Annotated in this window: 13 protein-coding genes; 11 read left to right on the top strand and 2 right to left on the bottom strand. The window is 66.4% G+C overall.

Going from position 1 to position 13,684, the window contains the following annotated elements; all coding sequences use genetic code 11:
- Nucleotides 1-103: 103 nt before the first annotated feature.
- Genes surE through DIE03_RS11270 form a run of 5 tightly spaced genes read left to right on the top strand, consistent with a single transcriptional unit; the run spans nt 104 to nt 4,567 of the window.
- Complete coding sequence (gene surE / locus DIE03_RS11290) at nt 104-865, top strand: 5'/3'-nucleotidase SurE (protein WP_124450267.1); 762 nt, start codon at nt 104-106, stop codon at nt 863-865.
- A complete protein-coding gene (locus DIE03_RS11285; RefSeq protein ID WP_124450265.1) occupies nt 862-1,794 on the top strand; it encodes a protein-L-isoaspartate(D-aspartate) O-methyltransferase in 933 nt (310 codons plus the stop codon). Before surE ends, DIE03_RS11285 begins: the two co-directional genes overlap by 4 nt.
- 5 nt (nt 1,795-1,799) lie before the next feature.
- Nucleotides 1,800-2,687 (top strand): peptidoglycan DD-metalloendopeptidase family protein, encoded by an 888-nt coding sequence (locus tag DIE03_RS11280; protein ID WP_124450263.1) that lies wholly within the window; start codon nt 1,800-1,802, stop codon nt 2,685-2,687.
- Nucleotides 2,688-2,698: 11 nt separating this feature from the next.
- A complete protein-coding gene (rpoS, locus tag DIE03_RS11275; protein WP_124450261.1) occupies nt 2,699-3,787 on the top strand; it encodes an RNA polymerase sigma factor RpoS in 1,089 nt (362 codons plus the stop codon).
- A 3-nt stretch (nt 3,788-3,790) separates the two neighbouring features.
- Entirely contained in the window at nt 3,791-4,567 is a 777-nt protein-coding gene (locus DIE03_RS11270; RefSeq protein ID WP_124450259.1) for a 3'-5' exonuclease, read from the top strand.
- A gap of 30 nt (nt 4,568-4,597) precedes the next feature.
- Here the strand turns inward: DIE03_RS11270 and DIE03_RS11265 are convergent, their stop codons facing one another.
- The gene (locus tag DIE03_RS11265; protein ID WP_124450256.1) at nt 4,598-5,452 is read right to left on the bottom strand and encodes an endonuclease/exonuclease/phosphatase family protein; all 855 of its coding nucleotides are present in this window, start codon (nt 5,450-5,452) and stop codon (nt 4,598-4,600) included.
- 220 nt (nt 5,453-5,672) lie between these two features.
- Here DIE03_RS11265 and rlmD point away from each other — a divergent pair, with 220 nt between their 5' ends.
- Nucleotides 5,673-7,070, top strand: coding sequence for a 23S rRNA (uracil(1939)-C(5))-methyltransferase RlmD (gene rlmD / locus DIE03_RS11260; protein ID WP_124450254.1), 1,398 nt, complete (start codon nt 5,673-5,675; stop codon nt 7,068-7,070).
- Nucleotides 7,071-7,133: 63 nt separating this feature from the next.
- On the opposite strand, the gene DIE03_RS11255 is transcribed toward rlmD, so the two are convergent.
- Nucleotides 7,134-7,832 (bottom strand): Bax inhibitor-1/YccA family protein, encoded by a 699-nt coding sequence (locus DIE03_RS11255; protein ID WP_006484459.1) that lies wholly within the window; start codon nt 7,830-7,832, stop codon nt 7,134-7,136.
- Nucleotides 7,833-8,081: 249 nt separating this feature from the next.
- Here DIE03_RS11255 and ndk point away from each other — a divergent pair, with 249 nt between their 5' ends.
- The 5 genes from ndk to hisS all read left to right on the top strand — a co-directional run bounded on the left by ndk (nt 8,082) and on the right by hisS (nt 13,663).
- Entirely contained in the window at nt 8,082-8,507 is a 426-nt protein-coding gene (gene ndk, locus DIE03_RS11250) for a nucleoside-diphosphate kinase (protein ID WP_011352265.1), read from the top strand.
- A 55-nt stretch (nt 8,508-8,562) separates the two neighbouring features.
- On the top strand, nt 8,563-9,702 hold the full coding sequence (gene rlmN / locus DIE03_RS11245; protein ID WP_011549686.1) for a 23S rRNA (adenine(2503)-C(2))-methyltransferase RlmN: 1,140 nt from the start codon (nt 8,563-8,565) through the stop codon (nt 9,700-9,702).
- A 164-nt stretch (nt 9,703-9,866) separates the two neighbouring features.
- On the top strand, nt 9,867-10,886 hold the full coding sequence (locus tag DIE03_RS11240) for a helix-turn-helix domain-containing protein (RefSeq protein WP_124450252.1): 1,020 nt from the start codon (nt 9,867-9,869) through the stop codon (nt 10,884-10,886).
- Between the two features lie 112 nt (nt 10,887-10,998).
- Entirely contained in the window at nt 10,999-12,303 is a 1,305-nt protein-coding gene (ispG, locus tag DIE03_RS11235; RefSeq protein WP_006754905.1) for a flavodoxin-dependent (E)-4-hydroxy-3-methylbut-2-enyl-diphosphate synthase, read from the top strand.
- A 19-nt stretch (nt 12,304-12,322) separates the two neighbouring features.
- Nucleotides 12,323-13,663 carry a histidine--tRNA ligase gene (gene hisS, locus DIE03_RS11230; RefSeq protein WP_124450250.1) on the top strand — a complete coding sequence of 447 codons (1,341 nt, stop codon included), beginning with the start codon at nt 12,323-12,325 and terminating at the stop codon, nt 13,661-13,663.
- Nucleotides 13,664-13,684 lie beyond the last annotated feature (21 nt).

Here is a 13,684-nt window from a genome sequence, read left to right as displayed (position 1 = left end):
CCGCGCCATGCGGCGGCGCACCGTGCGCACCTGCGCGCACGCGTGCGTCCGCGCCCGCCGGACTGTCGCTCTCGCGCCATCTTTCCTCGGTTACAATCGCCGGATGCGAATCCTACTCAGCAACGACGACGGCTACCTCGCCCCCGGTCTCGCCGCGCTCAGCGAAGCGCTGCAGCCGCTGGGCGAGCTCACGGTGATCGCGCCCGAGCAGAACTGCAGCGGCGCGTCGAATTCCCTCACGCTGTCGCGGCCGCTGTCGGTGCAGCGTGCGGCGGGTACGGGTTTCTTCTACGTGAACGGCACGCCGACCGATTCGGTGCACGTCGCGTTGACGGGGATGACCGATGCGAAGCCGGATCTCGTCGTTTCCGGGATCAACAACGGCCAGAACATGGGCGAAGACACGCTCTATTCAGGGACAGTTGCGGCCGCCACCGAAGGCATCATGTTCGGCGTTCCGGCCATCGCATTCTCGCTGGCCGACAAGGGCTGGGCCCATCTGGCGGACGCCGCGCGCGTCGCCGCGGAGATCGCCGAGCACTACCTCGCGCATCCGCTGCCGGGCAACCCGCTGCTGAACGTCAATATTCCGAACCTGCCGTACGACGAGCTGAAGGGCTGGAAGGTCACGCGGCTCGGCAAGCGTCATCCGTCGCAGCCGGTGATTCGCCAGACCGACCCGCGCGGCGAGCCGATCTACTGGATCGGCGCGACGGGCGCGGCGCTCGATGCGAGCGACGGCACCGATTTCCACGCCGTCGCAAACGGTTTCGTGTCGATCACGCCGCTGCAGCTCGATCTCACGCATACGCAGATGCTGCCCGCGACGCGCGAATGGGCGCGCGCCGGAGGGCGGGCTTCATGAGCGGCGAGCGCGCGAAGCGGTTCCCGCTCGCGCTCGAAGATCTCAAGCGAGCGCCACGCAAATCGGAAGGTCGGGCCGGTGAACGCCATGCGGCGGTCGCGGTGTCGAAGGCTGCCGACAAGCCCGCTGCCGTGCTGAAACCGGTTGCGGTGAAGCCGGCCGTCGTGCGTGCGCCGCTACCCGGCAGCGTCGCCGCGAAGCCTGCAACTGCGCCGAAGCCGACGGCGCTTAAGCCCGCGATGCCGAAACCGGCTGCGCCGAGCGTCGCGCCGGCCGGCGCGTTCGCGCTCACGTCGGAACGCGTGCGCGAGCGGATGGTCGAACGACTGCGCGCGAACGGCGTGACCGACGCGCGCGTGCTGGACGCAATGGCCGCGGTGCCGCGCCACCTGTTCGTGGATCCGGGGCTCGCGACGCAGGCCTACGAGGATTCGGCGCTGCCGATCGGCCACCAGCAAACCATTTCCAAGCCGTCGGTTGTCGCGCGCATGATCGAGCTCGCGATGGCCGGCCGCACACTCGAGCGCGTCCTCGAGATCGGCACGGGTTGCGGCTATCAGGCCGCCGTGCTGAGCCACGTGGCACGCGACGTGTATTCGATTGAACGCATCAAGCCGCTCTATGAGCGCGCGAAGCTGAACCTGCGGCCGCTACGCGTGCCGAACATCCGTCTGCACTACGGCGACGGGCGTATCGGCCTGCCGTCCGCGGCCCCGTTCGACGCGATCGTGATCGCGGCGGCGGGGCTCGACGTGCCGCAGGCGCTGCTCGAGCAGCTCGCGATCGGCGGGCGGCTCGTCGCGCCGGTCGGCGCGCAGAGCGGGCAGCACCAGGTGCTCACGCTCGTCGAGCGCGTCGCGCACGCGCAATGGCGAGAGTCACGGCTTGATCGCGTTTTCTTTGTCCCTTTAAAATCCGGAGTGATTTGAAACCGATGAGTATGTTGCGCGCGATGCAAAACAACCGATCCAGGGAACCGCTCACGCTCGCCCAGCGCGCGATCTGTGTGGCTGCGTTCTCCACGCTACTGGCCGCCTGTGCGACGCGGCTCGACAACGCGCCTGTCGTCGATCGCTCCGGCTCGCTCGGCACGACCGGTACCGCGCAGCCCGCGGCGCCGCTGCCGCCGGCGCCGCCGGGTTACTACCGGGTGAAGCCGGGCGACACGCTGTACCGGATCGCACTCGAGAACGGGCAGAACTATCGCGACATCGCGGCGTGGAACAATCTGGCGAACCCGAATCAGATCGAAGTCGACCAGCTGCTGCGCGTTTCGCCGCAGGCCGGTGCCGCCGTCGCGGGTACGCAGGCCGCCGCGCCGATCGCGGGCGCCGCCGTAGCGACCGCGCCGCTGAGCAGCGGCCCTGCAACGCCGGCTGCCGGTACGTCGTCGTCGAGCGCGACGCCGCCTGCCGCGGCAGCCGCATCGAGCGATACGGCTGCCGCGCCGGGCGGCCCCGTGACGTTCGCCTGGCCTGCGCGCGGCCCTGTGCTGAACGGGTTCGACGACGCGAAGAACAAGGGTGTCAACATCGGCGGCACGGCCGGCGAAACCGTGAAGGCGGCGGCCGACGGTCGCGTCGTCTACTCCGGTAACGGCCTGCGCGGCTACGGCAACCTCATTATCATCAAACACGATGCAACTTACCTCACGGCGTATGCACACAATCGCGCTTTGATGGTAAAAGAGGGGGACGCGGTAACGAAGGGGCAGAAGATCGCCGAGATGGGTAACAGCGATGCCGACCGCGTGATGCTGCATTTCGAGGTTCGCCGGCAGGGTAAGCCTGTCGATCCGCTGAAGTATTTGCCGCCTCAATAACCGAGACGACCATGCCGAAATCGAAGCGCCACGAGCCGCAAGCCGAATCTGAGAAGATCAGTCGTGCCACGCAAGCATCGGTGGGGCGAACGGGTGCTTCGACGGACGACGAGGACGATATCGCGGACAACGAACGCGATATCGAGGCACGCGACTCGGAGGCCGACGGCGGCGACGACGAGCGCGAAGGCCGCTCGGAAGCGGTGCCCGACGTCGACGATTTCCGCACGATACTGCAGGCCGAGCTCACGGCCGACACGATCCAGCATTACCTGAACCGAATCAGCGTGAAGCCGTTGCTGACCGTCGAGGAGGAGCAGCGCTATTCCCGCCTGGCGAAGGCTGGCGAATTCGAGGCGCGGCAGGTGATGATCGAGCGCAACCTGCGTCTCGTCGTCAGTATCGCGAAGGGGTATCTGAACCGCGGCGTGCCGCTGCTCGACCTGATCGAGGAAGGCAACCTCGGCCTGATGCACGCGATCGAGAAGTTCGACCCGACGCGCGGGTTCCGTTTCTCGACCTATGCGACATGGTGGATCCGGCAGAGCATCGAGCGGGCGATCATGAACCAGGCCCGCACGGTGCGCTTGCCCGTGCACGTGATCCGCGAACTGAACCAGGTGTTGCGCGCGAAGCGCCACCTCGAAAAGAATTCGATGTCGACGGGCGAGGCGGCCGAGCGCCGCGAAGCCAGCATCGACGACATCGCCTATCTCACCGGCAAGACCGCCGAGGAAGTCACCGACATCCTCGCGCTCAACGAGCACACGGCGTCGCTCGACGCGCCGCTCGACCTCGATCCCGCGAGCAGCCTGCTCGACCTGCTGCCCGACGACCAGAGCCAGTCGCCCGACGCCGAGGTGCAGCACCGCGAGCTCGAAACGCTGACGCGCGCGTGGCTGTCGCGGCTGTCCGACAAGCATCGGCACGTGATCGAGCGCCGCTTCGGCCTGAATCACATCGAACCGGCGACGCTCGAGGAGCTCGCCGACGAGATGGGGCTCACGCGCGAGCGCGTGCGGCAGATCCAGCAGGAAGCGCTGGTGCGCCTCAAGCGGTTCTTTGCCTCCAACGGCGTGCGCAAGGACGCCGTTCTGTAACTGATGACACCGATTCTCGTTTTTGACATCGAGACGATTCCCGATGTCGACGGCATTCGCCGTCTGGAAGACCTGCCCGCGACGCTCGACGATGCCGCGGTGGCCGAACATGCGTTCGCCGCGCGCCGCGAGAAGACCGGCAGCGATTTCCTGCCGCATCACCTGCAGCAGATCGCGGCGATCTCGTGCGTGTTCCGCGACAACGCCGGTTTTCGCGTGCGTTCGCTCGGCACGCCGCAGGACAACGAAGCGACGCTGATCCAGTCGTTCTATCGCGTGATCGAGAAATACACGCCGCAGCTCGTGTCGTGGAACGGCGGCGGCTTCGATCTGCCGGTGCTGCACTACCGCGCGCTCGTGCACGGCATCCCCGCGACCCGTTACTGGGATCTCGGCGAGGACGACCGCGAATTCAAGTGGAACAACTACATCTCGCGCTATCACTCGCGGCATACCGACCTGATGGACGTGCTCGCGATGTACCAGGCGCGTGCGAACGCGCCGCTCGACGCGCTGGCGAAGCTGTGCGGCTTCCCGGGCAAGCTCGGGATGGACGGCAGCCAGGTGTGGCCGGCGTTCCGGGATGGCCGGATCGACGAAATCCGCAACTATTGCGAAACCGACGTCGTCAACACCTACCTGCTGTACTGCCGGTTCCAGTTGATGCGCGGCGGTCTGACGCCGAGCGAGTACGCGGACGAGATCCTGATCGTGAAGAACGCGCTCGCGCTGGAGCCGGCGCCGCACTGGGCCGAATACCTGGCCGGCTTCGACGTGTAACACGGGCAGCCCGCGCCGCAACCGGCGCGATCATGCCAGTTCGAGCAGCACCGGCTGGTGATCGGATGCGCGCACGTCGCTGTCGATCTCGCAATGCATGACGCGCGGCAGCAGCGTCTCGGTCACGAACACGAAGTCGCACGCGAGCGGCCCTTCCGACCATTGCGCCGTATCGTAGACGCCGGCTGTCGGTGGTGGCATGCGGCCCGGGTGTTGTGCGACCCACGTGTCGGCGAAGCGCGGCGCGTCCGCGATCGGGGCCAGGAAGCGCCGGTATGCGTCGCTGTCGAACGCACTGTTGAAGTCGCCGCAGACGATCGCATCGCGCGGCTGGCCGGTCGCGCTGAACGGTCCCTCGGTCGTCTCGGCGGGCGCCGGGCGTTCCGCGTGCGCGCAGGCCTCGCGATGGCGGTCGCGCAGTGCATCGACCTGCGCGAGCCGCTGGCGCGCCGAATAATATTCCAGATGGGTGGTCGCGACGCGCAGCGGGCCGAAGGGTGCCAGCAGTTCGACGTCGAGCGCGACGCGCGGCATCGACGGCGCACCGGCGTCGGCCGGCCACGGCAGCAGCTGGCGCAGTACGCGTCCGACCGGCAGCCGCGTCGCGATCGCATTGCCGAACTGGCGGCGCGGTGCGCCCCGTTCGATCGCCGGCAGGTCGGCGCCGATCGCTTCGACGATCGTGTGGCCGGGCAGCAGCGCCGCGAGTTCGGCGAACTGGTCGGGGCCGGGGCGGCCGGGCAGCGCGCCGAAGCCGCGCGTGACCTCCTGCAGGCACAGCACGTCGAATTCGCCGAGCCGCTGGATCGTCGAGACGGTACGGGACAGGTCGACGATGCCGTCCGCGTCCCGACCCCATTGAATATTCCAGTCGATCAGTCGCATGGTTGAATCTCCTGACGGATGGATGTCGGGCTTCAGGCTGGCGCCGACGCGTTCCGCGGCCTGGCGAGGCAGTCGGCCCCGTGAGCGGGCTGCGCAGCCGTTTCGACTCCACGCGGGGCCGTCCATCATCAAGTATCGGCGGTTGCGCCATCCAAAGCAGGCGATACGGGCCTGCGTCGTCTACAATCTCGCCTTCTTCAACGTTTGTCAGGAAAAGCTGGTGTCCGAAGCCGTCCCCACTTCTGCGCGCAAATCGAAAAATGCGCCCGTCGCGCCCGGGCCCGCCCCGGTTCTCGAGATCGAATCGCTCGACATGGAAGCGCGCGGTGTCGGCCGCACGATCACCGAGGACGGCGAGCCGGGCAAGGTCATCTTCGTCGAAGGCGCGCTGCCGGGCGAACGCGTGACCTATTCGAGCTACCGCCGCAAGCCGAGCTACGAGCAGGCGACGGTTGTCGACATCCTGCGCCCGAGCGTGATGCGCACGGAGCCGAAATGCAAGTTCTTCGGGACCTGCGGCGGCTGCTCGATGCAGCACCTCGACATGCGCGCGCAGGTGGCCGTCAAGCAGCGCGTGCTCGAGGACAACCTGTGGCACCTGGCGAAGCTGCGCGCGGAAACGATGTTCGCGCCGATCCACGGCCCGTCGTGGGGCTATCGCTATCGTGCGCGCCTGACCGTGCGCAACGTGGCGAAAAAGGGCGGCGTTCTGGTCGGCTTCCACGAGAAGAAGAGCAGCTATGTTGCCGACATGACGAGCTGCGAAGTGCTGCCGCCGCACGTGTCGGCGATGCTCGTGCCGCTGCGCCGGCTCGTTGAAGGGCTGTCGATCCGTGACCGGATGCCGCAGATCGAGCTGGCGGTCGGCTCGGAAGTCACCGCGCTCGTGCTGCGCGTGCTGGAGCCGATCAACGCGGACGACGAAGCGCTGCTGCGCGCGTTCGCCGACGAGCACAAGGTGCAGTTCTGGCTGCAGCCGAAGGGCCCGGACACGGTGACGCCGTTCTATCCGCTCGACGTGTCGCTCGACTACACGCTGCCGGAATTCGGCATCCGCATGCCGTTCAAGCCGACCGACTTCACGCAGGTCAACCACCAGATCAACCGCGTGCTGGTGGGGCGCGCGCTGCGCCTGCTCGCGCCGTCGCGCGACGACCGCGTGCTCGACCTGTTCTGCGGGATCGGCAACTTCACGCTGCCGCTCGCGCGGCTGTCGCGCGAAGTGATGGGCATCGAGGGCAGCGACACGCTGACGACGCGCGCGCTGGCGAATGCGCGCGAAAACGGTGTCGACGGCCACACGACGTTCGCGTGCCGGAACCTGTTCGAGGTGACGGGCGACGACCTCCGCGCGCTTGGCGCCTTCGACAAGTTCCTGATCGACCCGCCGCGCGAAGGCGCGCTCGCGGTGTCGAAGGCGCTGGCGGAGATCGCGCAGAGCGGCGAAGGCCCGCTGCCGAAGCGGATCGTCTACGTGTCGTGCAACCCGTCGACGCTCGCACGCGACGCGGGCCTGCTCGTGCACGAGGCCGGCTACCGGCTGAAGGGCGCCGGTGTCGTCAACATGTTCCCGAATACGTCGCACGTCGAATCGATCGCGCTGTTCGAGCGCGACTGAGCCGGGCCGCGGGCGTAAAAAAACCGGCCCGCGGGCCGGTTTTTTCATGATGCGCCGTGAACGTCAGTTGCGGTTGCCGCCGAAGATGCCGAGCAGGGCAAGCAGGTTCGTGAACACGTTGTACAGGTCGAGGTAGATCGCGAGCGTGGCCGAGATGTAGTTCGTCTCGCCGCCGTTCACGACGCGCTGGACGTCGAACAGCATGTAGGCCGAGAAGATCGCGATCGCGAGTACCGACACGGTGAGCATCAGCGCCGGCAGCTGCAGGAAGATGTTCGCGACCGACGCGAGCAGGATCACGATCACGCCCATGAACAGCCACTTGCCGAGACCCGAGAAATCGCGCTTGCTGACGGTGGCGATCGTCGCCATCGTGGCGAAGATGATGCCGGTGCCGCCGAACGCGAGCATGATCAGCGACGGGCCGTTGGAGAAGCCGAGGATGAAGCTCAGCAGCCGCGACAGCATCAGGCCCATGAAGAACGTGAAGCCGAGCAGCACGAACACGCCGGCCGCGCTGTTTTTCGTCCGCTCGATCGCGAACATGAAGCCGAACGCGATCGCGAAGAACGCGAGCAGGCTCATCATCGGGCTCGTGGCCGCGAACAGCGAGAAGCCCGTCGCGACGCCGACCCAGGCACCCAGCACGGTCGGCACCATCGACAGCGCGAGCAGCCAGTACGTGTTCCGCAGCACGCGGTTGCGAACCTCGGCGGTGCTGACGGAACCGCCGCGGCCGAAATTGTACGGATAGTCGTTCATGGTTTCTCCTAACATTGAACGCGTGAGCGTCCGGGGCCGGTTCGGCACACGCGGTGTGCGGCGCAGCAAACCGGAGCAGCTATGGCTAAGATACGTTCCGTGCCCGGAGGTTTCAATGGCCGGGCGGCACAAAACATAGGGATTCTGAACCTTTCACATGTGTAAGGGTTCAATCGCAATGATACACGGGATCGTGCTACAATAGCGGATTCATTTGAACCTGTAACTTCTTAATTTTTTGGAGTTTTTATGGCAATCGAGCGCACCCTGTCGATCATCAAGCCGGATGCGGTGGCAAAGAACGTGATCGGCCAGATCTACAGCCGTTTCGAAGGCGCCGGCCTGAAGATCGTCGCATCGCGCATGGCGCACCTGTCGCGTGCCGACGCAGAGAAGTTCTACGCGGTTCACGCAGCACGTCCGTTCTTCAAGGACCTCGTCGATTTCATGATCTCGGGCCCGGTGATGATCCAGGTTCTGGAAGGTGAAGGCGCGATCCTGAAGAACCGCGACCTGATGGGCGCAACGGATCCGAAGAAGGCAGAAAAGGGCACGATCCGCGCCGATTTCGCCGACAGCATCGACGCGAACGCGGTGCACGGCTCGGACGCTGCAGAAACGGCAGCGGTCGAAGTCGCGTTCTTCTTCCCGGAAATGAACGTTTACTCGCGTTAAGCCCTGGCTGACAGCAAGTAGGCAGGATTCAGCGCACGCGGCAAGGCAGCACATCATGACGAGCGAAACTTCCGTCAATCTTCTCGACTTCGATGCCGAGGGTCTTGTCGCGTACTGCGGCAGCCTCGGCGAGAAGCCGTTCCGCGCCAAGCAGTTGCAGCGCTGGATCCACCAGTACAACGCCGGCGATTTCGACGGCATGACCGATCTCGCGAAGTCCCTGAGAGAAAAGCTCAAGGGCCGTGCGTCGATCGTGATGCCCGATATCGCCAGCGATCACGTTTCCACCGACGGCACGCGCAAGTGGCTGATCGACGTCGGAAACGGCAATGCGGTCGAAACCGTGTTCATCCCGGAAGAGACGCGCGGCACGCTGTGCGTGTCGTCGCAGGCCGGATGTGCGGTCAACTGCCGCTTCTGCTCGACGGGCAAGCAGGGTTTTTCCCGCAACCTGTCGACAGCCGAAATCATCGGCCAGCTCCGCATGGCCGAATTTGCGTTGCGAGCGTCGCTGGGCCGCGCGCCCGGCCCGAACGGCAAGGCCGAACGGGTCGTCACCAACGTGGTGATGATGGGCATGGGCGAGCCGCTCCTGAATTACAGTGCGGTCGTACCCGCGATGCGGCTGATGCTCGACGACAACGCGTACGGCCTGTCGCGCCGTCGCGTCACGCTGTCCACGTCCGGCGTGGTGCCGATGATGGACCGCCTCGGTGCCGAGTTGCCGGTCGCGCTGGCCGTTTCGCTGCACGCGCCGAACGACGCGCTGCGCGACGAGCTGGTGCCGCTCAACAAGAAGTATCCGCTTCGCGAGCTGATGGCTGCATGCCAGCGCTATCTGAAAGTCGCGCCGCGCGACTTCATTACTTTCGAATACTGCATGCTGGACGGCGTCAACGACACCGAAGCGCATGCACGCGAACTGCTCGCCGTCACGCGCGACGTGCCGTGCAAGTTCAATCTGATCCCGTTCAATCCGTTTCCGGAATCGGGCCTCATCCGCTCGAAGCCCGAGCAGATCAAGCGCTTCGCCCAGGTCCTCATCGACGCGGGTGTCGTCACGACCGTGCGCAAGACGCGCGGCGACGACATCGATGCCGCGTGCGGCCAGCTGGCCGGCGCGGTGAAGGACCGCACGCGCCTGGCGGAACGAACGGGCGCAGCAGGAAAAATCATCGAAGTTCGGGCAGTTTGACGGGGGCACCTGGCCGGGGACGCCCGAACCCTTTGGCGGTGCAGCACGCGAATAGCGATCGGTCGCGGCGCCTCGGCGCCGCGCATGGTATGGACAGTTGCGGGTGCCGGCCGGCGGGAGCCGGAGGCGCTCGCCAGTGAAGAAGAATCGACGCGAGGACAAGGATGAGTGAGCCGCAGCCGACAAACGGCGCAGAGACGAATGCCGCGAAACCGGCACCGGCGGGACTGGAATCGCTGGCTGCGGTCGGCAGCCGGCTGGCGCAGCTTCGGGAGACGAAAGGCTGGTCGGTCGACGACGTGTCGGCGCGACTCAAGGTCGCACCGCAGAAGCTCCGGGCGCTCGAGGCCGGCGACATCAGCCATTTGCCCGGTGTGACGTTCGCGCTCGGTGTCGTGCGCAGCTACGCGAAGATGCTCGGCGTCGATCCGGAACCGTTCGCGCAGGCATTGCGCCGCGAGCGCGGGGTGCCGGAAGTCGACCTGTCGATGCCCGCGTCGTCGGGCACGGATCTGCCGCGCGGCCGCGTGTCGATTCCGCTGGGCGGCTCGTCGCGCCATCATCCTTGGCTGTGGGGAACGGCAATCGTCGTCGTCGCGGTGGTCGCCGTACTGATGTGGCACACTGGCGGCGATTCGTCGAGCCTGCTCGCGCGCTTCAAGGGCAACGACGCGGAGCACGCGTCGGCGGCGAGCGCGCCGGCTGCGTCGGCGGCGTCTGTCGAGGAAGCGGCCGCGAGCGGCGCGTCGACCGTCACCGCCAATGAGGTTCCGGCCCCCGCGGCGGCATCGGCGGCCCCGCCGCAGGCGATTGCATCCGCTGTCCCGGCGCCCGTGGCGCCGGTCGCGACGGCCGCTGCATCGCAGCCGGTCGCGGCCACGACGGCAGCAAGCGCCGCCGCGCCGGCCCAGCCGGCGAGCGTCGTGGTGGCGGCAGGCCAGTCGATGGTCGAACTGAAGGTCAAGCAGGATTGCTGGTTCAGCGTGCGCGACAAGAATGGCAAGGAGCTGTTCTCGGCGCTGGTGCGGGCCGGCGAGACGAAGCAGGTCGCCGGCGACGGGCCGTTCAAGGTCACGATCGGCAACAAGGCAGGCCTCGACGCAGTCGCGTTCGACGGAAAACCTGTCGATCCGGCAAAATATTCGGCAGCGCGGGGTAATGTGGCACGGTTCACGTTGCCCTGACGTCAAGCGCCGTGACGAAGGCCTGTCGTCGCTATCGGCAGGCCGTGAGGGCACGGCGCTTTTTCAATTCGTGCGCCGCGCCGCGGCGCATTCCGCGTAAATGGATCTATCGATGCAATCCGAAGCTCAATCCCCACGCAGCAGTCAGATTTGTTCAACCGAGCCGGTGTTCGGCGGGCATCAGCCGCGCCGCGTATCGCATGCGGTGGATGTCCGCTGGGGCGGGCAACTCGTGACGATCGGCGGCGACGCGCCGGTGCGCGTGCAGTCGATGACGAATACCGACACGGCCGACGCGATCGGCACGGCGATCCAGATCAAGGAACTCGCGAACGCGGGCTCCGAACTGGTGCGCATCACGGTCAACACGCCCGAGGCCGCGGCCGCCGTGCCGGCGATCCGCGAGCAGCTCGACCGGATGGGCGTGACCGTGCCGCTCGTCGGCGATTTCCATTACAACGGCCACTTGCTGCTGCGCGATTACCCGGGCTGCGCGGAGGCGCTGTCGAAATACCGGATCAACCCCGGCAACGTCGGCCAGGGCGCGAAGCGCGACACGCAGTTCGCACTGATGATCGAGGCCGCGGCCAAGTACGACAAGGCCGTGCGAATCGGCGTGAACTGGGGCAGTCTCGACCAGGACCTGCTCGCGCGCATGATGGACGAGAACGGTGCGCGTTCGCAGCCGTGGGGCGCGCAAAGCGTGATGTACGAGGCACTGATCCAGTCGGCGATCGGCTCGGCCGAACGTGCGGTCGAACTCGGTCTCGGCCGCGACCGCATCGTGCTGTCGTGCAAGGTCAGCGGCGTGCAGGACCTGATCGCCGTGTACCGCGAGCTCGGCCGCCGCTGCGGCTTCGCGCTGCACCTCGGGCTGACCGAGGCCGGCATGGGCTCGAAGGGCATCGTCGCGTCGACGGCCGCGCTCGGCGTGCTGCTGCAGGAAGGGATCGGCGACACGATCCGCATCTCGCTGACGCCGGAACCGGGCGCGCCGCGCACCGGCGAAGTGATCGTCGGCCAGGAAATCCTGCAGACGATGGGCCTGCGCTCGTTCGCGCCGATGGTGATCGCGTGCCCGGGCTGCGGCCGCACGACGAGCACGCTGTTCCAGGAACTCGCGATGCAGATCCAGACCTACCTGCGCGAGCAGATGCCGGTCTGGCGCAAGGAATATCCGGGCGTCGAGAAGATGAACGTCGCGGTGATGGGCTGCATCGTCAACGGCCCGGGCGAATCGAAGCACGCGAACATTGGCATCAGCCTGCCGGGTTCGGGCGAGAACCCGGCCGCGCCCGTCTTCATCGACGGCGAGAAGGTCAAGACGCTGCGCGGCGAGCGGATCGCCGAGGAATTCCAGCAGATCGTCAGCGACTACGTCGCACGCAATTACGGCCGCACCGAGGCCCTGAACTAATTCGTCCATACACAGAACGATGACTGAACAGAAACGCAAGATCGAGAAGCTCACGGGCGTCAAAGGCATGAACGACATCCTTCCGCAGGATGCCGGCCTGTGGGAATTCTTCGAAGCTACCGTGAAATCGCTGCTGCGCGCGTACGGCTACCAGAACATCCGCACGCCGATCGTCGAACACACGCAGCTTTTCACGCGCGGCATCGGTGAAGTCACCGACATCGTCGAGAAGGAGATGTACAGCTTCACCGACGCGCTGAACGGCGAAAACCTGACGATGCGCCCGGAAAACACCGCGGCCGTCGTGCGCGCATCGATCGAGCACAACATGCTGTACGACGGCCCGAAGCGCCTGTGGTACATCGGCCCGATGTTCCGTCACGAGCGTCCGCAGCGCGGCCGCTATCGCCAGTTCCACCAGGTCGGCGTCGAGGCGCTCGGCTTTGCCGGCCCCGATGCGGATGCCGAGATCATCATGATGTGCCAGCGCCTGTGGGACGACCTCGGCCTGACCGGCATCAAGCTCGAGATCAACTCGCTCGGCCTCGCTGAAGAACGCGCCGCGCACCGCGTCGAGCTGATCAAGTATCTCGAACAGTTCGCCGACGTGCTCGACGAGGACGCCAAGCGCCGCCTGTATACGAACCCGCTGCGCGTGCTCGACACGAAGAATCCGGCGCTGCAGGAGATCGCGCAGAACGCGCCGAAGCTGATCGACTTCCTCGGCGACGAGTCGCGCGCGCACTTCGAAGGGCTGCAGCGCCTGCTGCTCGCGAACAACATCCCGTTCAAGATCAACCCGCGTCTCGTGCGCGGCCTCGATTACTACAACCTGACCGTGTTCGAGTGGGTGACCGACAAGCTCGGCGCGCAGGGCACGGTTGCAGCCGGCGGCCGCTACGATCCGCTGATCGAGCAGCTCGGCGGCAAGCCGACCGCCGCGTGCGGCTGGGCGATGGGCATCGAGCGCATCCTCGAGCTGCTGAAGGAGGAGGATCTCGCGCCCGAGCAGGAAGGCGTCGACGTGTACGTCGTGCACCAGGGCGAGACCGCGCGCGAACAGGCGTTCATCGCGGCCGAGCGCCTGCGCGATACGGGCCTCGACGTGATCTTCCACTGCAGCGCCGACGGCGCGACGGCAAGCTTCAAGTCGCAGATGAAGCGGGCCGACGCGAGCGGCGCCGCGTTTGCGGTGATCTTCGGCGAAGAAGAGGTCGCGAACGGCACGGTGGGCGTGAAAGCGCTGCGCGGTGCGGGCGCGGACGGGGAAAAGAACGTTCAGCAGACCGTACCGGTCGAAAGCTTGACCGAATTCCTAATCAATGCGATGGTTGCATCCGCCGAAGACGGCGACGACTGATCGCGCTGGCATTCGCTCGAC

The sequence above is a fragment of the Burkholderia sp. Bp8992 genome, from assembly GCF_003853705.1.
In the GTDB taxonomy this organism is placed as follows: Bacteria; Pseudomonadota; Gammaproteobacteria; order Burkholderiales; family Burkholderiaceae; genus Burkholderia.
This window is presented reverse-complemented; position numbering and strand designations above follow the sequence as displayed.

Bases quoted from the DNA above. Each gene is read 5' to 3' on its own strand.
- surE (WP_124450267.1), top strand. From the start codon at position 104: ATGCGAATCCTACTCAGCAACGACGACGGCTACCTCGCCCCCGGTCTC.
- DIE03_RS11285 (WP_124450265.1), top strand. From the start codon at position 862: ATGAGCGGCGAGCGCGCGAAGCGGTTCCCGCTCGCGCTCGAAGATCTC.
- DIE03_RS11280 (WP_124450263.1), top strand. From the start codon at position 1,800: ATGAGTATGTTGCGCGCGATGCAAAACAACCGATCCAGGGAACCGCTC.
- rpoS (WP_124450261.1), top strand. From the start codon at position 2,699: ATGCCGAAATCGAAGCGCCACGAGCCGCAAGCCGAATCTGAGAAGATC.
- DIE03_RS11270 (WP_124450259.1), top strand. From the start codon at position 3,791: ATGACACCGATTCTCGTTTTTGACATCGAGACGATTCCCGATGTCGAC.
- DIE03_RS11265 (WP_124450256.1), bottom strand. From the start codon at position 5,452: ATGCGACTGATCGACTGGAATATTCAATGGGGTCGGGACGCGGACGGC.
- DIE03_RS11255 (WP_006484459.1), bottom strand. From the start codon at position 7,832: ATGAACGACTATCCGTACAATTTCGGCCGCGGCGGTTCCGTCAGCACC.
- ndk (WP_011352265.1), top strand. From the start codon at position 8,082: ATGGCAATCGAGCGCACCCTGTCGATCATCAAGCCGGATGCGGTGGCA.
- rlmN (WP_011549686.1), top strand. From the start codon at position 8,563: ATGACGAGCGAAACTTCCGTCAATCTTCTCGACTTCGATGCCGAGGGT.
- DIE03_RS11240 (WP_124450252.1), top strand. From the start codon at position 9,867: ATGAGTGAGCCGCAGCCGACAAACGGCGCAGAGACGAATGCCGCGAAA.
- ispG (WP_006754905.1), top strand. From the start codon at position 10,999: ATGCAATCCGAAGCTCAATCCCCACGCAGCAGTCAGATTTGTTCAACC.
- hisS (WP_124450250.1), top strand. From the start codon at position 12,323: ATGACTGAACAGAAACGCAAGATCGAGAAGCTCACGGGCGTCAAAGGC.